Raw genomic sequence first — 24,538 nt, forward strand, 5'->3', positions numbered from 1 at the left:
GACCGGCGGTCGGACGGACCGCCGGCGTGCTCGCGCGGGGTGCGCCGGCGGTACACCCCGAGCCCGCTCGCGTCGCGGCACGGCAGCCGCACAATAGGGGCATGGACCGCAACCCGCCCCGGCAGGACATCGACGAGTCGCAGCTCGACGTCAGCGAACCCAAGCGGTGGGCGGCGGGCCTCCCCGGCGTCGCGGTGTCGCTCCAGCGCGGTGTCGAGCAGATGGGCGTGGCCCGGACGGCGACCACGCTGCGGCTGCTCAACCAGCGCGAGGGCTTCGACTGCCCGGGCTGCGCGTGGCCGGAGCCGCAGGGCCACCGGAAGCTGGCGGAGTTCTGCGAGAACGGCGCGAAGGCGGTGGCCGAGGAGGCGACCAGGCGGCGGGTCGGGCCGGAGTTCTTCGCCGCGCACCCCATCGCGGAACTCGCCGACAGGACCGACTACTGGCTGGGGCAGCAGGGCCGGATCACCGAGCCGGTGGTGCTGCGCGAGGGCGCGACGCACTACGAGCCGATCGAGTGGCACGACGCGTTCTCGCTGATCGCCTCGCACCTCAACGGCTTGGCGAGCCCGGACGAGGCCGTGTTCTACACGTCGGGCCGCACCAGCAACGAGGCCGCGTTCCTGTACCAGCTGCTGGTGCGCTCGTTCGGCACGAACAACCTGCCGGACTGCTCGAACATGTGCCACGAGTCGTCCGGCGCGGCGTTGTCGGAGACGACCGGCATCGGCAAGGGCTCGGTGAGCATCGACGACTTCGCCCGCGCGGACCTGATCGTGGTGGTGGGCCAGAACCCGGGCACGAACCACCCGCGGATGCTGTCGGCGCTGGAGGAGGCCAAGCGCGGCGGCGCGAAGGTCGTGGCGGTGAACCCGCTGCCGGAGGCCGGGTTGCTGCGGTTCAAGAACCCGCAGAACGTGCGCGGCCTGATCGGCTCGGGCACGAAGCTGGCCGACGAGTTCCTGCAGATCCGGCTGGGCGGCGACCAGGCGTTGTTCCAGGCGGCGGGCAACCTGCTGCTGTCGTGGGACGCGGTGGACACCGGGTTCGTGGACGGCTTCACCGAGGGTTTCGCCGAGTACGCCGAGCACGTGCGGCGGCTGGACTGGGACTCGGTCGACGAGGCCACCGGCCTGCCGCGCGCCCAGGTCGAGCGGTTCGCCCGGATGCTCGCCGACTCCGAGCGCACGATCTTCTGCTGGGCCATGGGCCTGACGCAGCACAAGCACTCGGTGCCGACGATCCGCGAGATCGCGAACGTGGCGCTGCTGCGCGGCATGATCGGCAAGCCGGGCGCGGGCCTGTGCCCGGTACGTGGTCACTCGAACGTGCAAGGCGACCGGACCATGGGCATCTGGGAGAAGATGCCGGAGAAGTTCCTGTCCGCGCTGGAGGCCGAGTTCGGCATCGACGTGCCGCGCGAGCACGGTTTCGACACCGTGGCGTCGATCCGGGCCATGCGCGACGGCGCGGCGAAGGTGTTCTTCGCCGTCGGCGGCAACTTCGTCGCGGCCACCCCGGACACGGCGGTGACCGAGGCGGCCATGCGGAAGCTGGACCTGACCGTGCACGTGTCGACCAAGCTGAACCGGTCGCACGTGGTGCACGGCCGCACGGCGTTGATCCTGCCCACGCTGGGGCGCACGGAGAGCGACCTCCAGCACACCGGCGAGCAGTTCGTCACGGTCGAGGACTCGATGTCGGTGGTGCACCGCTCCCGCGGCCGGCTGGCGCCCGCGAGCGACCGGCTGCTGTCGGAGGTGTCGATCGTGTGCCGGCTGGCGCGGGCGGTGCTGGGGCCGGCGCACCCGGTGCCGTGGGAGGAGTTCGAGAAGGACTACGACCTGATCCGGGACCGGATCGCGCGGGTCGTTCCGGGCTGCGACGACTACAACGCGCGGGTGCGCCGTCCGGACGGTTTCGTGCTGCCGCACGCGCCGCGCGACGCCCGCGAGTTCACCGGCACCCGGTCGGGCAAGGCGCACTTCTCGGCCGAGGACCTCACCGTGCTGCGGGTGCCGCAGGGGCGGCTGCTGCTGCAGACCATGCGCAGCCACGACCAGTACAACACCACGATCTACGGCCTGGACGACCGCTACCGGGGTGTGAAGGACGGACGGCGGGTGGTGTTCGTCAGCCCGGAGGACCTCGACGCGCTCGACCTGCTCGACGGGCAGCACGTCGACCTGGTCAGCGAGTGGCCGGACGACCCGACGGGCGTGACCGAGCGGCGTGCCGAGCGGTTCCGGGTGGTGGCCTACCCGACGGCGAAGGGCTGCGCGGCGGCGTACTTCCCGGAGGCGAACTCGTTGGTGCCGCTTGACTCCACGGCCACCGTGTCGGGCACGCCGACGTCCAAGTCGATCGTGGTGCGGCTGGAGAAGGTCGACGCCTGAGGCGTCACCCCGCGGCCCGGCGCCAGGAGAACCCGACGCTGGCCACCAGCGCGCGCTGGTCGCGCACCACCCGCCAGTCGAGCCGGAACGGCCGGACAGGGAGCGCAAACGCTTGCTCCCGACGAGCCGGCGGCGTTCGGCGGCGTGCTGGTCGTCGTGCATGCGCTGCATCGCCACGGCGAGCAGCAGGTCGTCGTGCGGCATGGTCTCCCCCTAGTCGCGGCGCGGCGCCACAGTGGTGGCCAGGAAGAAGCGCACCGGGCGCGCGCCCTCCGGCCGGTTCTCCTCGTTCTCGACGCGGTCGGCGTAGGGCTTGAAGAGCTCGGCGATCTTGGCGTGCACCTCGGCGGCCTCCGCCGGGGTCAGGAACTCCAAGGTGGCGAACGTCCCCGTCACCTCGCGCCAGTGCAGCGGTTCCCGGTCCTTGCCGCGGAAGCGCTCGCGGATCGAGGAGAACTCCTTCTCCAGGAACGCGTCGCCCGCGGCCTCCGCCGCCAGCGCCGTCTCGTCGTCCATCCCGATGGACGACCAGCTCTGGTCGCGCCGCACCAGCCGCCACGGCTTCTGCCTGCCCTTGCCCGGCACCTCGGCCACGAACCCGTACTGCGCCAGCATGTTCAGGTGGTAGGAGCAACTGGCCACGCTCTCGCCCAGCAGCTCGGCGCACCGGGTGGCGGTCGTCGCGCCGTAGGTCGCCAGCACGTCGATGAGCTTCCACCGCAACGGGTGCGCGAGGGCGCGCAACGTCTTGGGATCCCGGATCAGCTCAACCTCGTCGTCGGCCATGCCACCACGGTACCTATATCAAGGTTCCTTTAGCAAGATACCTTTAGCAAGCTTCCTCGATATCCGGTAACGCCGGCGGCCGTTCGGACGAACCAACCCACGTGATGAGGACCGTGGTCGCCGTCGTGGCGCTGCTCGCGCTCGCCGCCTGCACCAGCACACCGCCGAGCACGCCGACCACCGAACCACCGCCGGCGCCGACCGCGACCGACTCTGCGGGCGTGAACTGCGAGGACGCGCCGGCGGACGTGGTGGGCGCGGCGTTGCAGCTGCGGCTCAACCACCCGCGCCAGACGATCGCCGACAACGTCGTGCGCTGCACGTACGACGGGGGCACGACCGAGGTCCGCTTCGAGACCGGCGCGACCCCGGCGTCGTTCGCCGAGGGCCGCGCGGAGCACGGTCAGGTGACCGACCTGCCCGGCTTCCACGACGAGGCCTACCGCGCCACCGCCGTCACCGGCGAGGTCGTCCGGACCGCCGTCGTCGCCCGCGCGGGCACGGTCGAGATCACCGTGACGTCCGGCGCGACCGCGGAGCAGGCCCGGCAGCTGGTCAACGACCTCTTCGCCACCCTCTGAACCACTTCCGGCCCGCGGTCCGCGTGGCCTCGATCTGGCGAACGGACTCGCGGGCCGCCTCGGCGATGACGGGGTTGTCGGTCTCGTCCGCCCGCTGGACCGCCCGCCGCAGGTGGTCGACGGCCTCCTCGGTGCTGCCGAGCGACCAAAGCGCCAGCCCCAGGTTGTAGAGCGCGAACCCCTCGCCGTGCACGTCACCGATATCCCGGCAGATCGCCAGGCTCTGCCGGTGGCAGTGCAGCGCCTCGGCGAAGCGGCCGGTACCCCTCAACGTCCCGCCGAGGTTGTCCAGCACCTGCCCCTCCGAGTGCCGGTCGCCCGTCGCCCGGTACACCGCGAGCGCGTCCAGGTAGTGGCTCTCCGCCTCCTCCGACCGGCCGAGGCCGTCGCAGGCGACCCCCAGACCGTTGAGGCAGGCACCTTCGCCGTCCCGGTCACCGACCTTCCGACGCAGGTCCAGTGCACTCCGGTAGTACCCGATCGACCGCGCGTGCTCGCCGGCGTCGTTGTGGACCTTGCCCAGGTTGGCCAGGCACCGCGCCTCGCCGTCCGGATCGCCCGCGCCCCGGTAGGCGCGGGCGCTCTGCTCCATGTTGCGGATCGCCTCGTCGACCTGACCGGTCATCGCGTAGGTCGAGGCGATGTTGTTCAGCGAGTGGGCCTGGTCGCGCAGCGAACCCAGGTCCCGGAACAGCTCCAACGCGGCTTGGAAGCAGCGCAACGCCTCGTCGAAGCGCCGCGACCGGTGGTGGGCGCTACCCAGCCCGTTGAGGATCCTGCCCTCTCCCGCAGGGTCACCGAGCGCCCGTGCCGACGCCAGCGCCAGCTCGTCCACGGGCACCCACTCCGCCGACCGGCGGAGGTCGAAGTACCGGAAGGACGCGTGGGCCACGTCCCGGACGTCCTCGTGCCACCCGTGGTGCGCGGCCAGCTCCAGCACGGGCAGCAGGTTGTGCAGCTCGCCGTCGAACCAGGCCAGCGCCGCCGGCCGGTCGGCGAACACCTCCCGTTGCACCGAACCGGGGTCCAGGTGGCTGTGCACGCCCTTGACGTGCGACACGTAGTGCTCCACGAGCGCGCGCTCGGCCGCTCGTCGGACCTCCTCGTCGTCCACGGCCGCGCACCGCTCGGCGGCGTAGATCCGCAGCAGGTCGTGGAACCGGTACTCGTCGACCACCACACCGCTCTGCATCAGGTGCGCACGGCGCAATCGGACCAGCAGCGCCCGCGCGCCCTCCAGCGTCACGCCGCCCAACGCCGCCGCGGTCGCCGCGGTGACCGTGCGGCCGGGGTGCAGCGCGGCGAGGCGGAACATCCGCGCCTGGTCCGCGGGCAGCCGCGCGTACGACTCGTTGAACGCCGTGCGCACGTCGACCGAATCGTCGTAGGCCAGCTCACCCAACCGGTCGTGCGCAGCCGTGATCGTCTCGGCGAACCGGGCCAGGTCCTCGCCACGCCGATCCGCCACCACGTGGGCGAGGATCCGCAACGCCAGCGGCAGGAACCCGCACGACTCGGCCAACGCCCCCGCCGCCACCGGATCGGCGGTGATCCGGTCGTCGGCCGGGTCGACCGACCTGACCGCGTCCTCCAGCACCGCCACGGCCTCCGCCGCGCTCAACACGTCCAGCTCGATCCGCCGCGCCCCGGGCACGGGCAGGTTGTCCCGACTGGTCAGCACCAGCCGGTGCGCCTGGCCGGCGGGCCGCAGCGGCAGCACCTGATCGGCCGACGACGCGTTGTCCACGACCACCAGCACCGGCGGGCGCGCCGCGAGCTGCGACCGGTACAACGCCTCCCGGTCTCCCTGCCCTTCCGGGATCGCCTCGCCGGGGACGTCGAGGGCGCGCAACAGCGACGCCAGCGCGTCGTCCGCCTCCAGCCGCTGCTCCTCGTTGTACCCCTGCGCGTCCACGAACAGCACACCGCCGGGGAACCACCCGGCGCCCACCGCCAGGTGCGCGGCCCGGATCACCAGCGCCGACTTGCCCACCCCGGCCAGACCGGCCACCGCCAACGCGGTCCGCTCGCCGCCGGGCGCCAGGAACTCGCGCAGCACGGCCAACTCCGCGGCACGGCCCACGAAACCCTCGTCCACCGGCAGGCCCGCCGGCGTCACCGGCGCGGCCGGCTGCACCACGGTGAGCGAGTCGACCCGCCCGACCTGGAGCACCGGGCCGAACACCGTGCCGCTGATCTCGTTGTGGACGTCGCTCACGACGTCACCGCTCCAACACCGCCATCGCCGCGTTGTGACCGCCGATCCCGCTCACCCCGCCGCCACGCCGGGCGCCCGCGCCGCAGACGAACAGGTTCGCCACGTCGGTCTCCACGCCCCACCGGCCCACCTCGTCCTCGCTCTCCGCGAACGGCCAGGCCAGCTCGTCGTGGAAGATGTTGCCGCGCGGCAACCCCAGCTCCGCCTCCAGGTCGAGCGGCGTGCGGGCCTCCAGGCACGGCTCGCCGTTCGCGTCCTTGGCCAGGCAGGACTCGATCGGCTCGTCCAGGTGGGCGTTCAACCCGGCCAGGTACCGGTCGACCAGCTCGTCCCGCAGCTTGTCGTTGTCCGGCTCGAACAACGCCGCCGGGGTGTGCAGCCCGAACAACGTCAACGTGTGCCAGCCCTTGGCCACCAGCTCCGGCGCGAGGATCGACGGGTCGGTCAACGTGTGGCAGTACATCTCCGCCGGCAGCACCGACGGCACCCGCCCGGCCGCGCTCTCCCGGTACGCCGCCTCCAGCTGCCCGTACGACTCGTCCACGTGCAACGTCCCGGCGAACGCCACCCGCGGGTCCACCCCGCTGCGGAACCGCGGCAGCCGTTCCAGCAGCATGTTCACCTTCACCTGGCAGCCCTCGGCGACGGTCGCCGCCTGCCTGCCGCGCAACCGGTCCAGAGTGGACGGAGCGGCGCCGGACAGCACGAACTTCGCGCCCACCGTGCGCCCGTCGTACTCGACCTCGCCCGTGGCACCGTCGACGTCCACGCGCGTCACCTCGGCGCGGGTCACGATCTCCGCACCCGCCTCGCGCGCCACCCGCAGGAGCTCGCCGGTCACCGCGCCCATGCCGCCGACCGGCACCTGCCACTCACCCGTGCCGTTGCCGATCACGTGGTACAGGAAGCACCGGTTCGCCTTCAGGTCGCGCAACGACGTGTGCGTGCCGATCAACCCGTCCGTCGCCACGACACCGCGCACCACGTCGTCGGCGAACAACTCCTCCAACGTCTCGCCGATCGGCCGCTCCACCACCTGGTCCCACAGCCGCATCCGCGCCACCGAGTCCACGCGCAGCCGCGCGTGCTCCCGCGACAACAACGGCTCCAGCATCGTCGGCGACAACGCCTCGGCGAGCACCTCCAGGTCGTCGTACCACCGACGCCACCGCTCCCACTCGGCGTCCGACCCGGTCAACGCCCGGAACGACGCCGCCGTCGCCGCACCGGGGTCGCGCTCCACCAGCAGGTCGCCCGCCGGGGTGTAGGACGACGCCGACCGCGACCGCAGCGCCACCCGCAGCCCCAGGTCCGCCACGATCTTGTCCGGCAGCAGGCTGACCAGGTACGAGTACCGCGACAACCGCGCCGGGACGCCCGGGAACGCCTGCTCGCTCACCGCCGCGCCACCGACGTGGTCGAGCTTCTCCAGCACCAGCACCGTGCGGCCCGCCCGTGCCAGGTAGGCGGCCGCCACCAGCGCGTTGTGCCCGCCGCCGACCACCACCACGTCGTAGGTATCCACGCGGCCGACTCTAACCAGTGAACAACGCCGTCACCTTGCGGATGAGCTCGACCAACCCGTAGGTCAGCGGCAGGCCCACCCACAGCCACGCGAACACGACCAACCACCGCCCGCTCATCGGACCGCCTCCACTTCCGGCTCGTGGTACTTCGCCGCCACCGGGCGCACGAGTTCGTTCGCCACGAACCCGGCCACCAGCAACGCGATCATGATGAACAGCGACGCCGTGTACAGGTCGGGCCCGGACTTCCCGGCCGCCTTCTGACCGTCCGCGATCGCGTTCACGATCAACGGCCCCAGCACGCCCGCCAACGACCACGCGGTCAGCAGCCGACCGTGGATCGCGCCGACCTGGTACGTGCCGAACAAGTCCTTCAGGTAGGCCGGGATCGTGGCGAACCCGCCGCCGTAGAACGACAGGATCAGCATCGCGCACACCACGAACAACGGCTTCGACGCGTTGCCCGCCAACGCCAGCACCAGGTACGTCAGCGCGCCGGCACCCAGGTACAGCCGGTAGACGTTCTTGCGCCCCACCAGGTCCGACGTCGACGACCACACGATCCGGCCGACCATGTTCGCCAGCGACAGCAACGCCACGAACCCCGCCGCCGCGCCCGCCGCCACCGGCGTGGACGTCTCGGCGAAGAAGTCCCGGATCATCGGCGACGCCTTCTCCAGGATCCCGATGCCCGCCGTGACGTTGAAGCACAGCACCACCCACAGGCACCAGAACTGCGGCGTCCGCAAGGCGTTGCGCGCCGACACGTTGACCGCCGAACGCACCACCGCCCGCTCCTCCACCTCCGCGGGCACCCTGACCAACACCACGCCCACCGACATGAAGACCGCGTACACGAGCCCGTGCACCAGGAACGTCTGCGCGATCCCGTCGCTGTCGCGCCCGAACGACTCCAGCATCTGCGCGGACCACGGCGACGCGATCAGCGCGCCGCCGCCGAAGCCCATGATCGCGATACCCGTCGCCATCCCCGGCCGGTCCGGGAACCACTTGATCAGCGTCGACACCGGCGAGATGTACCCGATGCCCAACCCGATGCCGCCGACGAACCCGTACCCCACCACCACGAGCCAGTACTGCTGCGTCCACGCGCCCACCGCCGAGATCAGGAACCCCGACGAGAAGCAGGTGGCGGACACGAACATGGCCCACCGCGGCCCATTGCGCTCGACCAGCGTGCCGCCGAACGCCGCCGACAGCCCCAACATCACGATGCCCAACTGGAACGGCAGCGCGCTCTGCGTCCCCGTCAGGTCCAGTGAGCTCTCCAACGGCGGCTTGAACACGCTCCACGCGTAGGCCTGACCGATGGCCAGGTGCACCGACAACGCGGCGGGCGGGATCAACCAGCGGTTCCAGCCCGGTGGGGCGATCGTGCGAGAGCGGTCCAGGAAACCCACTGCCCGACACCTCCGTAACCTGGTGAGTGGCTTGCGAAAAAACTTAGCCAAGAGAAGGAGTTCGCGATGGGGCGAGTCACCGTGCGTCGCCCAGTGGTCACGTATGCGCGACGAACGTCCCGGAAACGGGTCGACGCGCTGGCCGCCGAGGAGCCGTTGGAACTGCGGGTAGGCGGCAAGGCACTGACCGTGACGATGCGCACACCCGGACATGACGTGGAGCTGGCGCACGGATTCCTGCTCAGCGAAGGCGTCATCGGCGGCCTGGAGGACATCTCGGTCGCCCGCTTCTGCGAAGGCACCGGGCCCGACGGCCTCAACACCTACAACGTGCTCGACCTGACCCTCGCCGACGGCGTGGCGCCACCGGACCCGGGCGTGGAGCGCAACTTCTACACCACGTCGTCCTGCGGCGTCTGCGGCAAGGCGGCGCTGGACGCGGTCAAGTTGAAGACCAGCCACTCCCCCGCCGCCGACGACTGCACCGTCGACGTGGACGTCCTGTCGGCCCTGCCGGACGAGCTGCGCAAGCGCCAGAAGGTCTTCGCCTCGACCGGCGGCCTCCACGCGGCCGGCCTCTTCACCACCACCGGCGAGGCGCTGGTCGTCCGCGAGGACGTGGGCAGGCACAACGCCGTCGACAAGGTCCTCGGCTGGGCCGTGCTCAACAACAAGGTCCCGCTGGCGGGAACCGTGCTCATGGTGTCCGGCCGGGCCTCGTTCGAGCTCGTCCAGAAGGCCGCCATGGCCGGCGTCCCGATCCTCTCGGCCGTCTCCGCGCCGTCCTCCCTGGCCGCCGACCTGGCCGAGGAGCAGGGCCTGACCCTGGTCGGCTTCCTGCGCGACGACTCGATGAACGTCTACACGGGCCACGACCGGATCACCGCATGAGACCGCTGGACGGCGTCACCGTCGTCAGCCTCGAACAAGCCGTCGCCGTGCCCTACGCCACCCGCCTGCTCGCCGACCTGGGCGCGCGGGTCATCAAGGTCGAACGCCCGGACGGGGGCGACTTCGCCCGCCACTACGACACCGCGTGCGGCTCGGTGTCGTCGTACTTCGCCTGGACGAACGTCGGCAAGGAATCGGTCGCCCTCGACCTCAAGCACCCGGCCGCCCGCGAGGTCCTGCACGACCTCGTCACCACCGCCGACGTCGTCCTGTGCAACCTGTCCCCGGCCGCCGCGCGGCGACTCGGCGTGGACGCCTCCTCACTCCGCCAAGTGAAACCCGATCTGGTGATCGGCGAACTCTCCGGCTACGGCGAGTCCGGCCCGTACGCGTCCCGCAAGGCCTTCGACGCCCTGGTCCAGTCCGAGACCGGCCTCATCGACCTCACCGGCCAGGACGACGTCACCGCCCGCGCGGGCATCTCGGTGGCCGACATCGCCGCGGGCGTGCAACTCCAGTCCGCCGTCCTGGCCGCCCTCCTCCACCGCTCACGAACCGGTGAAGGCGCCACCCTCCGGCTCTCACTCTTCGAAGCCATGGCCGAGTGGATGCACCAGCCCATGCTCTACGCCGCCGGCACCGGCCAGGCCGCCCCGCGCACCGGCGCGCACCACCCGAGCATCGCGCCCTACGGCCCGTTCCCGTGCGCGGACGGCACCGTCCACCTGGCCGTCCAGAACGACCCCCAGTGGCGCCGCCTCTGCACCCTCCTCGACCGCCCGGACCTGGCCGACGACCCCCGCTTCACCACCGTCACGTCCCGCGTGGCCAACCGGCCTGCCCTGCACGCCGAACTCGACTTCACCCCGTGGACCACCGCGGACCTGCTCAAGGCCCTCGACGAGGCCGACGTGCCCGCCGCCCTCACCCGCGGCGTCACCGAACTGCCCCACCACCCCCAGCTCACGGCACGCGACCGCCAGACCACGATCCCGGTGCCCGGCGGCGAGATCACCGCCCTGCGCCCACCCGTCGACTCCACCGCCTGGCACTGGACCCCGGCCCCCGTGCCCGCGCTCGGCGAGCACACCGACCACGTGCTGCGCGGACTCGGCTACGCGGCGGAGCGGATCGCGGAACTTCGGGCGCGTTCGGCGATCTGACGAAACGCGAACCCGGCTCATGACGATGTGGTGAGGGGAATCGGGCACGGGGGACACACATGGTCAGCAGGCGAACAGTGCTCACCGCACTGGGCGGCACCGCCCTGGCGACCGTCGGCGTCACGGCCGCGTGGCACGGCAACGCACCGATGGCCGAGGCACTGCGCCACGCACTGGGAGTAGCGGGCCCCGTGCCGGCCGTTAAACGCGCCGTGGTCACGGTCGACCGCGTCCACTCCCACTACCGGGGCCGCGACGTCGACCTGCTCATCATGACACCGGCCGGCGTGCCCACCAAGAACCTGCCCATGTCGATCCTCCTGCACGGCCGCCACGGCGCCGCCCGCACCGCGTCCCCGGGCGGCATGTCGGAAGTCCTGGTGGCCGCCGTCAGCCGCGGCCAGGTCCCGCCCTTCGGCTTCGTCGCCGTGGACGGCGGCGACCACTACTGGCACGAGAACGTCCCCGGCGACGACCCGATGGCCATGCTGCTCGAAGAAGTCCCCCACTGGCTCGCCGAACGGGGCTACGGCGCACCGTTCGCGTGCACCGGCGTCTCCATGGGCGGTTTCGGCGCACTCCTCTACGGCCGCAGGCGCCACGAACGCCGTGAGCCGACCAACGCCATCGCCGTCATCGCCCCAGCGCTGCTCACCGACTGGGCCGAGATGTCCAAGCGCAACGCCTTCACGGGCCCCGACCAGTGGTCCTCACTCGACCCGCTCAAGAACGTCGACAAATTCGGCACCGCCCCCATCGGCGTCTGGGCAGGCGACCGCGACACCTTCATCACCGGCACCCGCCAGTTCATCGCCAGCGCCAAGCCGTCGGTCGCCTCCATCACCCCCGGCGGCCACAACGACACCCTCTACCGCAAAGTCGTCCCCGACGTCATCCGCTTCCTGGGCAAACGCGTCCCCTCCTGACCCGCCCCCCGCGCCCAACCAAACACCCACAACGGACCCGCAGAGGCCCGATTTGACATGGGTTCGGGTGCCATAGGCTGGACGAAGCCGGGCAGGCCCGGCGGACGCTTTTCCCGCCGGGCCTGCCCGGCTTTGGCCTGCCTGGGGTGCCCGTAAGGGCCCCATGTCAAATCGAGCCGGACAGGACCCAAAGCAACCCGCACCAACCGACCCGAACCAACCAACACCCAACCCGCTAACCGCTCAACGCGGCGTAACCGGCACCCGCCCACTGCGGACCCACTTCAACACCGCACCCCACTCGCCATACCCCGCGTCGACGTTGAGGTGCCCACCACCCACGATGACGTCCACCTCAACCCGCAACGCCTCGGCCATCTCCTTGGCCTGCGCGACCGTGCAGTAGGCGTCACCCTCACCCACCACCAACCTGGTCGACACCGCCGCCCGCCGCACCACCGTCGGATCCAGCACGGGGTGCAGGAACCCGGAGATCAACGGCTCACCGGCGAAATCCGGCGCGGGCGGCGCCACCAGCAGCACGCGATCCACCCTCAACCCGGGATCGAACTCACCGGCCGCGTGGTGCAACCACAGCAACACCGCCAACGAGTGCGCCACCACCACCCGTTCGACGGACCCGGACCCGGAACCCGAACCGGCCACAGGCCCAGACCCAGCCACAGACGCGGACCCACCCGCCGGCATCGCCGCGAGGTGCGCCCGCAGCTCCTCCAGCCACGTCGACAGCTCGGGCTCGTCGGGTGAGCTGAACCGGGGCAGGTCCACGGACCCACCGTGGTGGGCCAGTTCACCTGCCAGCCAGTTCTGCCAGTGCTCGGGCCCGGAACCACCCAGGCCGTGCAGGATCAGCGTGTGCGGGAGGGACAACTCAAGCCGACTTCTCGCGACGCTCCCGGCGCGAAGGCTGCCGGGCCACGATGGTCGGGTTGACGTTCTCCTTCACGGTCTGCTCGGTGATGACGACCTTGGCGACGTCCGTGCGGCTCGGGATGTCGTACATCACCGGCAGCAGGACTTCCTCCATGATCGCCCGCAACCCGCGCGCGCCCGTGCCGCGCAGGATCGCCTGGTCCGCGACCGCCTCCATCGCCGTCCGGGTGAACTCCAGCTCGACCCCGTCCATCTCGAACAGCTTCTGGTACTGCTTGACCAGCGCGTTCTTCGGCTCGGTGAGGATCCGGACGAGCGATTCCTTGTCCAGGTTCGTGACGCTCGCGACCATCGGCAACCGGCCGATGAACTCGGGGATCAGGCCGAACTTGATCAGGTCCTCGGGCATCGAGTCGGCGTAGTAGTCCGCCGCGTCGACCTCGGCCTTGGTCCGCACCTCGGCGCCGAAGCCGAGTCCGCGCTTGCCGACCCGGTCCTGGATGATCTTGTCGAGGCCCGCGAACGCGCCCGCCACGATGAACAGCACGTTCGTGGTGTCGATCTGGATGAACTCCTGGTGGGGGTGCTTGCGACCACCCTGCGGCGGCACAGAGGCCGTCGTCCCCTCCAGTATTTTCAGCAGCGCCTGCTGCACACCTTCACCCGACACGTCGCGCGTGATCGACGGATTTTCACTCTTTCGAGCGATCTTGTCGACCTCGTCGATGTAGATGATGCCGGTCTCGGCGCGCTTGACGTCGTAGTCCGCCGCCTGGATGAGCTTGAGGAGGATGTTCTCCACGTCCTCACCCACGTAGCCCGCCTCGGTCAACGCCGTGGCGTCCGCGATGGCGAACGGCACGTTCAGCATCTTCGCGAGCGTCTGGGCCAGGTAGGTCTTGCCGCACCCCGTGGGACCGAGCATGAGGATGTTCGACTTGGCGAGCTCCACGCCGTCGTCGCGGCCCTCACGCCCGCGGTCACCCGCCTGGATGCGCTTGTAGTGGTTGTAGACCGCCACCGAGAGCGTGCGCTTGGCCTCGTTCTGGCCGATCACGTACTGGTCGAGGAACTCGTGGATCTCGGCGGGCTTGGGCAGCTCGTCGAGCTTGACGTCACCGGCCTCCGCGAGTTCTTCCTCGATGATCTCGTTGCAGAGGTCGATGCACTCATCGCAGATGTAGACACCCGGTCCGGCGATGAGTTTTTTCACCTGCTTCTGGCTCTTGCCGCAGAAAGAGCACTTCAGCAGGTCGCCGCCGTCACCGATACGTGCCATGACCGCTGACCTCTGTCCCCTCCGGCGCACGACCTGGTGAGGTGCGCCTGACTGCTGATGTGGCGAGTGCCCGCTGGGTGCGGGGTCCGCCCGTTCCCCTCGACGGTACCTGTCCTACCCGCCTGTGCGGGAGGACCAGCGTGCCCCCGACACGCCTCGCCGAGCAGGACCCCTGGTCAGCTCGGCGTGTCGGACGCCACGCCGGGACTACTTCGCCGAGAGCTTCCGGTAGGGCAGGACGCTGTCGATGAGGCCGTACTCCTTGGCCTCGTCGGCGGTGAGGATCTTGTCGCGCTCGATGTCCAGGCGCACCTGCTCCGGGGTCCGGGTGGTGTGCCGGGCGAGCGTGGTCTCCAGCAGCCTGCGGACGCGCTGGATCTCGTTGGACTGGATCTCCAGGTCGGAGACCTGCCCGTAGACGCCCTCGGTGGCCGGCTGGTGGATCAGGATCCGGGCGTTCGGCAGCGCGTGCCGCTTGCCCGGGGTGCCCGCCGCGAGCAGCACGGCCGCCGCCGAGGCCGCCTGGCCGAGGCAGTAGGTCTGGATGTCCGGGCGGACGAACTGCATGGTGTCGTAGATCGCCATCAGCGAGGTGAACGAGCCACCCGGCGAGTTGATGTACATCAGGATGTCGCGGTCGGGGTCCTCCGACTCCAGCACGAGCAGCTGGGCCATCACGTCGTTGGCCGACGCGTCGTCCACCTGCACGCCGAGGAAGATGATGCGCTCCTCGAACAGCTTGTTGTACGGGTTGGACTCCTTGATGCCGTAGCTGGTGCGCTCGACGAACGACGGGAGCACGTACCGGGACTGCGGCGCGTGGAACTGGCTCACTTCAGGTCTCCTGGTGCTCTGCTCGCGGTCAGTTGGTCGACGCCTGGCTGGCGCGGCTGATCACCTTGTCCACGAAGCCGTACTCCAAGGCTTCCTGGGCGGTGAACCAGCGGTCGCGGTCCGAGTCGGCGATGATGCGCTCGACCGTCTGGCCCGTGTGCTGGGCGATCAGCTCGGCCATCTCGTGCTTGGTCCGGGTCAGCATGTCCGCCTGGATCGCGATGTCGGCCGCCGTGCCGCCGACGCCCGCCGAGGGCTGGTGCATGAGGATGCGGGCGTGCGGCAGCGCGTGCCGCTTGCCCGGCGTGCCCGCGGAGAGCAGGAACTGCCCCATCGACGCGGCCAGGCCCATCGCGTAGGTCGCCACGTCCGGCTCGATCAGCTGCATCGTGTCGAAGATCGCCATGCCCGCGGTCACCGAGCCACCGGGCGAGTTGATGTAGAAGGTGATGTCCTTCTCGGGGTCCTCGGCGGCGAGCAGGAGGAGCTGCGCCACGATCTGGTTGGCGATGTTCTCCTCGACCTGCGTCCCCAGGACGATGATCCGCTCGCGGAGCAGACGCTCGTAGACCGAGTCGTTGAGGTTCATCCCCGAGGCCGCTCGCATCATGGGCTCCGGGAAAGAGTGCTGCGTCACGTCTGCCTGCCTATCTTTGCGACTGACTAACTGTGCCGAAAGAGTCTCGTAGCAACGACCTTAACGAAGGCGGGCGGCGTCGACGTCCCGACACCGCCCGCGTTCGCTCAGGGCTTCACTCCGCGTTGGCGGGTTCCGGCTCCTCAGTGGACCTCGTCTCGCCGAACAGCTCGTCCAGGTCGAGGGCGTTGCCCGCCGAATCCGTCACGGTGGCCTGGCGCACGACCGAGGCCAGCGCCTTGCCGCGGCGCACGTCGGCGAAGATCGCGCCGAGCTGGCCGGACTGCTGGGCCCGCTTGACGTACTCGTCCGGGCTGATGCCGAAGCGCTGCGCCTGGTAGATGATCCGCTCGGTCAGCTCGGCGTCGGTGACGTTGAGCTGCTCGGCGTCGGCGATGGCGTCCAGCACGAGCTGCGTCTTGACCGCCTGCTCGGAGGCCTCGCGCACCTCGGTGTCGAACTCCTCCTTGGTCTGGCCCTGCTCGGCCAGCCACTCGGCGAAGCGCGCCTCGTCGTGGTCGAGGGCGTGGATGGCGTCGTGCGCCCGCGCCTCGACCTCGCCCTGGACGACGGCCTCGGGCAGCGGCACCTCGACGCTGGCCAGCAGCGCCTCCAGCACCTTGTCCCGGGCCTGGACGCCCTGCTGCATCTTCTTCACGCGGCCGAGGCGCGTGCGCAGGTCGGCCTTCAGCTCGTCGAGCGTGTCGAACTCGCTGGCCAGCTGGGCGAACTCGTCGTCCAGCTCGGGGAGCTGGCGCTCCTTGACGGAGTTCAGCACCACGGTGACCTCGGCGTCGCGGCCGGCGTGGTCACCGGCGACCAGCGTCGTGGTGAAGTTCTTGGACTCGCCCTCGGAGGCGCCGACCAGCGCCTCGTCGATGCCCTCGACGAGCTGGCCGGAGCCGATCTCGTAGGACAGGCCGGTGGTCTTGGCCTCCTCGACCTCCTCGCCGTCCACGGTCGCCGACAGGTCGACCACGACGAAGTCGCCGGTCTCGGCCGGGCGCTTGACGCCGGTGAGGGTGGCGAAGCGGGCGCGCAGCTCGTCGAGCTGGGTGTCCACGTCCTCGTCGGTGACCTCCTGGTCGTCGACGCTCACGGACAGCTCGCCGAAGGCGGGGACGGTGATCTCGGGGCGGACGTCGACCTCGGCGCTGAACGCCAGCGTCTCGCCGTCCTCGATCTTGGTCACCTCGAAGTCGGGGCGGCCGAGGGTGCGCAGCTCACCGGAGGTGACGGCCTCCAGGTACTTGGCCGGGATCGCCTCCTGGACGACCTCGTCCAGCACGGGCGCGCGGCCGATGCGGCTCTCCAGCACGCGGGCGGGGGCCTTGCCGGGGCGGAAGCCGGGGATGCGGACCTGCTTGGCCAGCTTGCGGTACGCGCGGTCGAAGTCCGACTTGAGCTCGTCGAACGGCACCTCGACGTTGATCCGGACCCGCGTCGGGCTCAGGTGCTCGACGGTGCTCTTCAACGTGGTCTCCTCGTAACGGGCATGACGTGCGGAACACCCCGTGAACGCGTCTGGGCGCGCCGGGATTCCGCCTGAGTCTAGGCGGTCGGCCAGCGTGGTGGCGCTAGCACCCCGGGTCGGGGGGCCGCAACCGGCCGCGCGGGGGCCTCCCGGCCATTGTCGGGCCAATACCCGCTCGCCGGGAATCCCTTTGCGGCACGTTGCCGGAATTCGTGGCATCGGTGGAATTTCGCCCGTTCGGGCGACTCGACCGCGCCGTCTCGCGGGCACTGCCCGACGCCCGTCCGGACCGCCCTCGCGGGGCGCCGCGCGGCGCGGCCAAAATCACAACAGTGGTTCTTAACCCCGGCCCGGCGCGCCCCGCCGACCGCCGCGCCGCCTCACCCGCGCCCGGCGCGCCAACGTCCCCCGACCAGACCCCGAGACCGCATTTTCGCGGTCTCGCCAGGGGCGGATCGGGTGCACCTATGCGGCTCAACGGCTGATCGACAGAGCCATCCGTTAGGCCATTCGAGTGGCACTGGGAGCCGTGACCACGGCGGAGCGCGTCATCACCGAGCGAGGCCGGCACGGAGTCGTGTAACACGTATGTCGTAGAGCCGACTAACAGTCGGCAACCGCCAGCGAGGGGAGGTTCACCAGAAAGAGTGAATTGAGGCCGTTTGGAGTAGCGCTCGACAGAAAACTTTCACTTGTCGAGATGACTCCAACCGCCGTAGTCCATTAGTGTGGGTTTCAGGTAGCGTGACGCCCGGATCCGCATGTTGGACCAGCAATAATTCACGTTGCCGGACGTTCTGGGGGGTCAGCAGCGGACGCAACCGGCAACCGGGACCGACAGGAACGAGCGAGACAATGTCATCGAGCTCTTTAACCACCTACCAGACAAGGTGCCGATGACCCGATGAGATCCATTCCGCCGCTGCCGAACACTATCCCAGGTCCACTACTGGGCGCCGGCTGTGACTTCGGGGTCCGACGGGCCCCGGGCTCACCTTCCGGCCACCGCGTCCCACCCCTCGCGGTAGCGCGGCGATGTTGATCGACCTCAGGCCACGCGCACGCAGAAGCGCAGCCAGGTCAACTGCCGCCACGCACAAGAGATCACGATGCCGTCCCGCACAGGCCTCATCGTGGACCACTTACACGCACCGTTGGGGAGCTCCATGGAGACGCGTCAGCTTTTGGCGTTCACAACTGTGGTTCAAACGGGCAGTTTCACCAAGGCAGCCGCCACGCTGAATTGCTCACAACCCACTATAACCACTCGGATCAAGGCACTCGAAGAGACCCTCGGCGTGCCGTTGTTCCGACGACTTCCGCGCGGCATCCAGATGACCTCTGCCGGTGTCGAGCTCTTACCATTCGCCCGCAACATCATCACCCTGACCGACAAGGCCAGGAAAGCGATCACGATGAACGGCGAGCCACACGGCAAGCTGGTCATCGGCAGCGCACAGAGTCTGACCGACTACCGTCTGCTACCACTGATCGAGTACATGTGCTGGCGCTACCCGAGCGTCCAGATCTCACTCCACTCGCGCAACACCCAGGCCAACCTGACCGCGGTGCGTGAGGGGCGGCTGGACTGCACCTTCTTCATCGGCTCCGTCGAGCCCCGCGAGGGGTTGGAGACGACGGTGCTGTGCCCGGAGCCGTTGGTCATGGTCGCCGGTCCCACCCACGCCTTGACCAGGCGTTCGGTGATCACCGAGGACGAGCTGCGTGGGAGCACGCTCATCCGGGCCGAGAACGGCGCCAGTTATTACGAGCAGTTCGAGCAGGCCCTGGGCCTGCAGGAAGCCGAGTCGAAGTCGCCGGTGCTGGCGCTCGACTCGATCGACGCCGCCAAGCGGGCGGTCGCCTCGGGTCTGGGGATCTCGCTTGTCCCCGAGGTGACGGTCGCCGCCGAGCTGGGCGACGGCAGGCTCCGCCGCCTGCCCTGGGTCCCGCCGTTCCGGGTGTACACCCAGTTCGCGTGGCGCCAGGACAACTCCACCAACCCGTCGGTGACGGCGCTGGTGTCGGCGGCGGCGCAGGTGGTCAGCGAGCAGGTGGCGACTCCGGCATGACACTGGGGAGCCGTTCTTGAGCACCCGGGCGCGGGTGTGCTCAAGAACGGCCCGCGTTTCGCCGGGCGGGTGCCGGGTAGCACGAACCCATGACCGTCAAGGCGAGCGACCTGCGTGAGCTGCTGATGTCCGACCTGCCGGACCCGAACCTCGTCCTGATCGAGGGCAGGCTCCAGGTGATCCCAGTGGACGACCTGGACGCGGACAGCTTCCGAGGAGCCATGCTCCTGCTCTCGAGAACCGAACTCCTGGCCCGAGGCGTCGACGAGACCTCGTCGGACGACGACCTGGAACGCCAAGCGGCCACGATCTCCACCGCCGTCAACGAACTGGGCGGCTGAGCCGGCGGGGTCGTGGAAAAGCCCTGACCAACCAGGAGGCCGGCCAGGGCAACCGTCGGGGCGACAGGATTTGAACCTGCGACCCCCCGCTCCCAAAGCGGGTGCGCTACCAAGCTGCGCCACGCCCCGGTCCACCCAAGCCTATCGCGACCGGCTAAGCTGACCACGCGCCCACCCCGGTAGGCGCGATGCGGGTGTAGCTCAATGGTAGAGCCCCAGCCTTCCAAGCTGGTCATGCGGGTTCGATTCCCGTCACCCGCTCTCCCTTAAAATGCCTGGTAGGCCTCTTGCGGACCGTCCCATGTGGACGGTCTTTTGCTTTCTGCTGATCTTCCGTGCCCCTCGCGTGCCCCTTCTCACTTCCCGTGCCCTTCTCGGCGCTCACCAGGGCCTCGATCCCCGTCGCGATGCTCCGGCCGCGCTCCTCCCTCGCGTGGAGGTAGATCAACGCGGCACGGGTGGAGCTGTGGCCCATCCGATCCATGAGTTCGCGGAGCGTCGCCCCGGTCTCCGCCGCCAGCGTGTTGCCGGTGTGCCGGAGGTCGTGCAGGTGGACGTCCGGCATCCCCGCGGCCTTCCTCGCCTTGTCCCAGATGTGCCAGAAGTTGTTCCGCTTCGGCCGGCCGCCCTTCGGCCCGACGAACACCCAGGCGTCTTCGTCGTCGTCCACGAACTGACTGAGGTGTGCCTCGATCTCCTCGCCGAGGAACGGCGGCAGCGTGACCGGCCGCTTGCTCTTGGCCTTGGGGTCGTCCTCGAACAGCGGCCCGGAGTCCGGCTGGACAGTCTGCCGCTCGACCTGGACCACGCAGAACGTCCGCTCACTATCGTGGACCACCGAGAAGTCACGCCGCTTGAGACCCACCATCTCGGCGAACCGCAGACTGCCGAACGTCGCCAACAACACCATCAGGCGATACCGCTCCTCGATGGCATCAGCAGCCCGGAACACCTGCTTCAACGTCGCCGTAGGCCGCTCCGGACTCCGCTCCTGGCCGCCGCCCTTGATCGTGCACGGGTTGTGCTTGAGGAGCCGTTCCTCCGGTGCCGCCGCCGTGTTGAGGACCGCCCGTAGGAACCGGTACGCCTTGGCGACGGTCACCTCACCCACGCCGTCGTCCTGCATCTCCTTCCGCCACCGCCGAACCCGCGACGGGGTGAGATCGGCGAGCATCACGTCACCGATCCTCGGCCCGACGTGGTTGCGGAGCAGGCCGTCGTACAGCTCGACCGTCCGCACCGCCAGGTCCCGCTCCTTGATCCACGCCTCTGCGTAGACCCGAAGTTTGATCTTGCCCGCGTCCGGGTTGGTCCAGTCGTCGCGCGAAATGTCCGTTTCCACGGCGGCAAGCCACCGGTCGGCATCCTTCTCGCGCTCGAACGTCATCGGCGCGGTGTGCTGCCTGTCGTCCGGTCCCTGGTACCGCGCCTGCCACCGCCCCGAAGGCAGTTGGCGAACCCGCCCGAACCTCCGCCGCTTGTCGCTCACGACGCCCTCCGCAGGTGTTGCCGAACGGCGTTGGGGTCGAACGCCTCGACCCGACCGGCCTCGATGAAGGCATCAAGGTCAGCCCGCTTGAACCTGATCAACCGTCCAAGCCGGTGGAACGGGATGCGCCGCTCCGCGATCAACCGGCGGACGAACCGCTCGGTCGTGCTCATGTACTCAGCTGCTTCGGGCACGCTGAAGTGCTCTTTCTCTTGCATCGGTGATCCCCCCAGATCAGGCCGCTTGGCCAGTTGCCGAACTCTCTTGCGCACCGGCTGACGCGAGCAGCGCCGCCGTGTACTCCGCCTTCCACCTGCGCCGCTCCGCGACCGCCCGCAGCAGCAGGTGAGGTCTCGGGGGCACGTTCGGGTCACCGGGCTGGACGTTGTTCCACACGACCCGCGCGGGTCGCTCCTCCTGCTTGATCCCGACGTCGGCCAGGAGTTGCCGAACGAACTTGACCCGGTCGTGCTTGTGGTCGGCGAGCGACTTGCCCGACCACTTCCGCGACACCAGCACCCGCCTCCCGGCGACGCCGAGGGTTGAGCGCTTGTGGGCCTTGCCCTTGCACTTGCCCGGCTCCATCGACAGCCGAGCCCCACGCGGCTGGACGCCGTAGAGCAGCCAGACTGGACACTGCGGCGAGCACGGCGTCACGGCCAGCTCTGCGCAGAGCCGTTCAGCGTGGTCCTCCTGGCGGGACGTCTGGGCTTGGTAGCACTCGCCGATGCTCTTGGTCAGGTACTTCGTCAGGTAGCCGATGTGCCGCCCGGCCTCCTCCGTGCCGCCGAGGATGCCCTTGGAGTGCACCTGCACCCCGAACCGCGCCACGTGCGCCGGATGCTCCACCTGGTCGAGGGCTTCCTCCCAGGTGGGCAGGGGTTCACGGGTAGCCGGGTCAACGAACCCCTTCGCCCGCGAGTCCCACACCGGTCGGTTGTCGCCGCTGTACTTGATCTCGTCGTGGTTGGGCCACCAGACCTGGTGGTAGGTGGCCTCAGCGACCGCCCGCAGCTCCGCACGCGAAATCGAACCCCGGACAGCCGCGTGCCAGTGCGGCGCCAGCCGCCGCTGAGGCTCGACCGTCGAGAAGTACTGCACATCCCAGCCGACGCACCGCCGCAAGTTCTGCACGAACCGATCGAGCAGTGCCGCGAAGTGCACCGCGTCCCGAGCCGCCCGCCGGTAGTCGTACGAGGCCGGGTCAACCGGCGTGCCGTCGCTGCGCACCTTGCCGTAGCTGTCCAACGTCAACGTGAGGAACGTCGAGGGCTGGTACTTGCCGCCGAACACCCGTCCGACCGTGCGCTTGACGACCGGCCGCCGAGGCAGGTTCGGTGCATCCTGCCGCCGCCGCGTCGACCGCTTCCGCACCGCCCGCGGCCGGACCTCCAGAGCCGGGAGCTTCCCGCGGACCCCGAGCTGCCGCAGCTCCTCATCAACCCCGGCGACTTCCTCCCGAACCTCCTCCGCTCCGATCTCGTCGCCCTCCTCGACCGCCGCCCGGTACGCCTTGACCAGATCGGCCCGGAAGGCCGCCAAGGCCCGCTGATCCTCGGTCGGCGGGTTCGGGGTGAAGTCGGGTTCCTCGGTCAGGTGCCACCCCTCACGGCACTGCGCCATCCGCAACCGCCGGTTCTTCTCCGCGCACGTCGGGCACACGCTCGCCACGGTCGAGCCGCACGGCACGGGCACGATGTCCACCCGCCCGGTGTCCAGGTCGACCCGCTCCTTGGCCAGCGGCCGAACGCACACCCCGTGCTCCTCAGCGACCGCCCGAGTCACGTCCAGCGCCGCCGGCTGCTTCATCCGATCGGCGCGGGTCAGGTACTCGCTCACGCCGCGACCTCCCCACTGCCGTCCGGCCGAGTCGGGAAGTCGTGCACCTCGGCATCGGCCAGGAAGACGCTCAGCTCGACAAGGTCCGCATCGGTGACGTGGAAGGCCCGAGCCCGCTCCGGCTCCCGTTGCCCGTCCTGCTTCACCCAGGCGACACCGGGCGTGCTCTCGCTGATCTCGTGCGCCGCCGCCCCGCGCTGCCTGACACCGTCGCCAAGCACCATGTCCACCTGTTGCGGTTCGTCCAGCCGCAGCGCCACACGGGTACTGAATAGGTGCCTGAACCCGACGACCTCCTTGCGCGGGTCCTGGACCAGGCCGACGACCGCGTAGCCGGGTGCACGCCCCTGTGAGGTGATCGTCTGGATAGCCCTCACCGCTCGTTCACGGAGCTGCTTGTCCGGCTGGTAGGCGATCAAGTCGGCCAACTCATCAACCACCAGGACCGTGAACGGCTCCCCGGTTGACCGCGCCCACAACCGCCGAACGCCCCGGTACCGCGTCGCTCGCTCTTTGACCTCTGCGGCGATTTCCTCAAGCAGGACAACGGCTTCCGGTCCGTTGTCGTACACGACGCGATCGAAGGCATCCGGGCACTGCCCGAGTTCCATCCCGCCCTTCGGGTCGATCCCCACCAGCCGCACCAGCCCCGCCCTAATCGCTGGCGCGAGCTGCCACACCAACGACCACAACACCGAGCCCTTCCCCGCACCGGGCACGCCGACCACGAGCACCTGAGACCCGAGCAGCCGCAGCCGCCACGGCTTGCCGGTCTCCGTCCGCCCGACGACAACCCGCTTGAGATCCACCTCGGCATCCGTCAGCGCCGGGACTGTCAGGGGACGCAGCAGCGGGTCACGGTGAACGAAGTCCAGCTCAATCACCCTCGGCCACAGCACCCGCACCCGACACGAGCGAGCGCCGAACGGTTGCGCCAGGCCATCCCGCCGCAGCTCCCACATCTCAGGCGATTGCGCGGGCACCATCCGCACACGGACGCGATCCCGCCAGCCCTCAGAACGGACCCGGCGCAGCTTCGGCCGGTACTCGCGCCCACGGTCCCGCTTGGCGAGGTCAGCCAGCCGCATCACCGATCGCCACTTCGGGACGTAGACCGTCGCCCGCCGCCACTCGGTCACCAGCCGGTACCAGCCGTGGCGCAGGAACGACCCCCGATCCAGGCCCGCCCAGATGCTCAGGGCGGCGACCAGCGACAACAGCGCCAGCACCAGCGGCGAGAGCCCGAACTGCCACCAGCACCAGGCCGCCGACAGCGCCACCAGCGAGACCACCGGATACCGAATGACAACGAGCACCAGGCGCACGGCCCCGACGACCATCAGCCACACCAGCGCCAACAGTGCCGCGATCCACTTGGCCTTGCCGGGAACGAGCACCCACCACGGCACCCGAGGCCGGACACCCTCGAACGGAGCCGGGTCGACCCACCTTCCGCCGTTCATCGCACACGCCCAATGGGGGCGAAAATCAGCGGCAGCCAACCCAGGCAGCCACAACAAACGAGCTGGTTCGGGGCATAGACACCGAACCGCTTGCACGCCCCACAGGGGCGACCGTTGGACAACTTCCACACTGTTGGAGCACCGCGTCGACTTGACGCGCGCACCCCACGTACCGATAGCCTCGACATGACCGGAATCCCTTGTGTGGTAACGAAAGCACGCGAAAGTTCCGGTCGGTGCGTCGCAGGGAAACAGCTTCAGCCCGCCAAGACTCGAATCTGTTTCCCCGCGACCCCACCAACCAGCAA

General features: G+C 69.7%; 21 protein-coding genes and 2 tRNA genes. 8 read left to right on the plus strand and 15 right to left on the minus strand.

Features of this window, described 5'->3' with window-relative positions:
• The first annotated feature begins 101 nt into the window (after positions 1-101).
• Entirely contained in the window at positions 102-2,396 is a 2,295-nt protein-coding gene (locus tag LNK82_RS05675) for an FdhF/YdeP family oxidoreductase (RefSeq protein ID WP_230565872.1), read from the plus strand.
• Between the two features lie 213 nt (positions 2,397-2,609).
• Here the strand turns inward: LNK82_RS05675 and LNK82_RS05680 are convergent, their stop codons facing one another.
• Positions 2,610-3,182: an ArsR/SmtB family transcription factor gene (locus LNK82_RS05680; RefSeq protein WP_230565873.1), complete on the minus strand. Its 573-nt coding sequence runs from the start codon at positions 3,180-3,182 to the stop codon at positions 2,610-2,612.
• 104 nt (positions 3,183-3,286) lie between these two features.
• Here LNK82_RS05680 and LNK82_RS05685 point away from each other — a divergent pair, with 104 nt between their 5' ends.
• Positions 3,287-3,763: a hypothetical protein gene (locus LNK82_RS05685; RefSeq protein WP_230565874.1), complete on the plus strand. Its 477-nt coding sequence runs from the start codon at positions 3,287-3,289 to the stop codon at positions 3,761-3,763.
• Here the strand turns inward: LNK82_RS05685 and LNK82_RS47590 are convergent.
• The 4 genes from LNK82_RS47590 to LNK82_RS05700 are packed head-to-tail and all read right to left on the minus strand — an operon-like array spanning position 3,738 to position 8,928.
• The gene (locus LNK82_RS47590; RefSeq protein ID WP_308257164.1) at positions 3,738-5,981 is read right to left on the minus strand and encodes a tetratricopeptide repeat protein; all 2,244 of its coding nucleotides are present in this window, start codon (positions 5,979-5,981) and stop codon (positions 3,738-3,740) included. The genes LNK82_RS05685 and LNK82_RS47590 overlap by 26 nt on opposite strands.
• 4 nt (positions 5,982-5,985) lie before the next feature.
• Positions 5,986-7,506, minus strand: a complete 1,521-nt coding sequence (locus LNK82_RS05695; RefSeq protein WP_230565875.1) for a phytoene desaturase family protein — start codon at positions 7,504-7,506, stop codon at positions 5,986-5,988.
• 10 nt (positions 7,507-7,516) lie between these two features.
• On the minus strand, positions 7,517-7,624 hold the full coding sequence (locus tag LNK82_RS48575) for an MFS transporter small subunit (protein WP_443706253.1): 108 nt from the start codon (positions 7,622-7,624) through the stop codon (positions 7,517-7,519).
• Positions 7,621-8,928 (minus strand): OFA family MFS transporter, encoded by a 1,308-nt coding sequence (locus LNK82_RS05700; RefSeq protein ID WP_230565876.1) that lies wholly within the window; start codon positions 8,926-8,928, stop codon positions 7,621-7,623. The genes LNK82_RS48575 and LNK82_RS05700 overlap by 4 nt, the downstream gene beginning before the upstream one ends.
• A gap of 66 nt (positions 8,929-8,994) precedes the next feature.
• On the opposite strand from LNK82_RS05700, the gene fdhD reads away from it, so the two are divergent.
• The 3 genes from fdhD to LNK82_RS05715 are packed head-to-tail and all read left to right on the plus strand — an operon-like array spanning position 8,995 to position 11,908.
• Positions 8,995-9,819 carry a formate dehydrogenase accessory sulfurtransferase FdhD gene (gene fdhD / locus LNK82_RS05705; RefSeq protein ID WP_230565877.1) on the plus strand — a complete coding sequence of 275 codons (825 nt, stop codon included), beginning with the start codon at positions 8,995-8,997 and terminating at the stop codon, positions 9,817-9,819.
• Positions 9,816-10,982: a CaiB/BaiF CoA transferase family protein gene (locus LNK82_RS05710; RefSeq protein ID WP_230565878.1), complete on the plus strand. Its 1,167-nt coding sequence runs from the start codon at positions 9,816-9,818 to the stop codon at positions 10,980-10,982. The genes fdhD and LNK82_RS05710 overlap by 4 nt, the downstream gene beginning before the upstream one ends.
• 59 nt (positions 10,983-11,041) lie before the next feature.
• Complete coding sequence (locus LNK82_RS05715) at positions 11,042-11,908, plus strand: alpha/beta hydrolase (protein WP_230565879.1); 867 nt, start codon at positions 11,042-11,044, stop codon at positions 11,906-11,908.
• Positions 11,909-12,151: 243 nt separating this feature from the next.
• Here the strand turns inward: LNK82_RS05715 and LNK82_RS05720 are convergent, their stop codons facing one another.
• From LNK82_RS05720 to tig, 5 genes are all read right to left on the minus strand, one after another.
• Positions 12,152-12,799, minus strand: a complete 648-nt coding sequence (locus LNK82_RS05720) for an RBBP9/YdeN family alpha/beta hydrolase (protein ID WP_230565880.1) — start codon at positions 12,797-12,799, stop codon at positions 12,152-12,154.
• 1 nt (position 12,800) lies between these two features.
• Positions 12,801-14,081: an ATP-dependent Clp protease ATP-binding subunit ClpX gene (clpX, locus tag LNK82_RS05725; protein ID WP_106615123.1), complete on the minus strand. Its 1,281-nt coding sequence runs from the start codon at positions 14,079-14,081 to the stop codon at positions 12,801-12,803.
• A gap of 207 nt (positions 14,082-14,288) precedes the next feature.
• Positions 14,289-14,915, minus strand: coding sequence for an ATP-dependent Clp protease proteolytic subunit (locus tag LNK82_RS05730; RefSeq protein WP_230565881.1), 627 nt, complete (start codon positions 14,913-14,915; stop codon positions 14,289-14,291).
• Positions 14,916-14,943: 28 nt separating this feature from the next.
• A complete protein-coding gene (locus tag LNK82_RS05735) occupies positions 14,944-15,552 on the minus strand; it encodes an ATP-dependent Clp protease proteolytic subunit (RefSeq protein WP_308257165.1) in 609 nt (202 codons plus the stop codon).
• Positions 15,553-15,667: 115 nt separating this feature from the next.
• Complete coding sequence (gene tig / locus LNK82_RS05740; protein ID WP_230565882.1) at positions 15,668-17,026, minus strand: trigger factor; 1,359 nt, start codon at positions 17,024-17,026, stop codon at positions 15,668-15,670.
• 1,166 nt (positions 17,027-18,192) lie between these two features.
• Here tig and LNK82_RS05745 point away from each other — a divergent pair.
• Together LNK82_RS05745 and LNK82_RS05750 are read left to right on the plus strand one after the other, a co-directional pair.
• Positions 18,193-19,098 carry a LysR family transcriptional regulator gene (locus LNK82_RS05745; protein ID WP_230565883.1) on the plus strand — a complete coding sequence of 302 codons (906 nt, stop codon included), beginning with the start codon at positions 18,193-18,195 and terminating at the stop codon, positions 19,096-19,098.
• An 89-nt stretch (positions 19,099-19,187) separates the two neighbouring features.
• Complete coding sequence (locus LNK82_RS05750; RefSeq protein WP_230565884.1) at positions 19,188-19,439, plus strand: hypothetical protein; 252 nt, start codon at positions 19,188-19,190, stop codon at positions 19,437-19,439.
• Between the two features lie 55 nt (positions 19,440-19,494).
• Here the strand turns inward: LNK82_RS05750 and LNK82_RS05755 are convergent.
• Positions 19,495-19,568: transfer RNA gene (locus LNK82_RS05755), tRNA-Pro, on the minus strand.
• A 61-nt stretch (positions 19,569-19,629) separates the two neighbouring features.
• Between LNK82_RS05755 and LNK82_RS05760 the strand changes: the two genes are divergently transcribed.
• Positions 19,630-19,700, plus strand: a tRNA-Gly gene (locus LNK82_RS05760).
• On the opposite strand, the gene LNK82_RS05765 is transcribed toward LNK82_RS05760, so the two are convergent.
• The 4 genes from LNK82_RS05765 to LNK82_RS05780 are packed head-to-tail and all read right to left on the minus strand — an operon-like array spanning position 19,672 to position 24,230.
• Complete coding sequence (locus LNK82_RS05765) at positions 19,672-20,928, minus strand: tyrosine-type recombinase/integrase (protein WP_230565885.1); 1,257 nt, start codon at positions 20,926-20,928, stop codon at positions 19,672-19,674. The genes LNK82_RS05760 and LNK82_RS05765 overlap by 29 nt on opposite strands.
• A complete protein-coding gene (locus LNK82_RS05770; RefSeq protein WP_230565886.1) occupies positions 20,925-21,146 on the minus strand; it encodes a helix-turn-helix domain-containing protein in 222 nt (73 codons plus the stop codon). The genes LNK82_RS05765 and LNK82_RS05770 overlap by 4 nt, the downstream gene beginning before the upstream one ends.
• A gap of 16 nt (positions 21,147-21,162) precedes the next feature.
• Complete coding sequence (locus tag LNK82_RS05775; protein ID WP_230566160.1) at positions 21,163-22,737, minus strand: replication initiator; 1,575 nt, start codon at positions 22,735-22,737, stop codon at positions 21,163-21,165.
• A 26-nt stretch (positions 22,738-22,763) separates the two neighbouring features.
• The gene (locus tag LNK82_RS05780) at positions 22,764-24,230 is read right to left on the minus strand and encodes an FtsK/SpoIIIE domain-containing protein (RefSeq protein WP_230565887.1); all 1,467 of its coding nucleotides are present in this window, start codon (positions 24,228-24,230) and stop codon (positions 22,764-22,766) included.
• Between the last annotated feature and the right edge of the window lie 308 nt (positions 24,231-24,538).

The organism is Saccharothrix luteola, from assembly GCF_020859565.1.
In the GTDB taxonomy this organism is placed as follows: Bacteria; Actinomycetota; Actinomycetes; order Mycobacteriales; family Pseudonocardiaceae; genus Actinosynnema; species Actinosynnema luteola.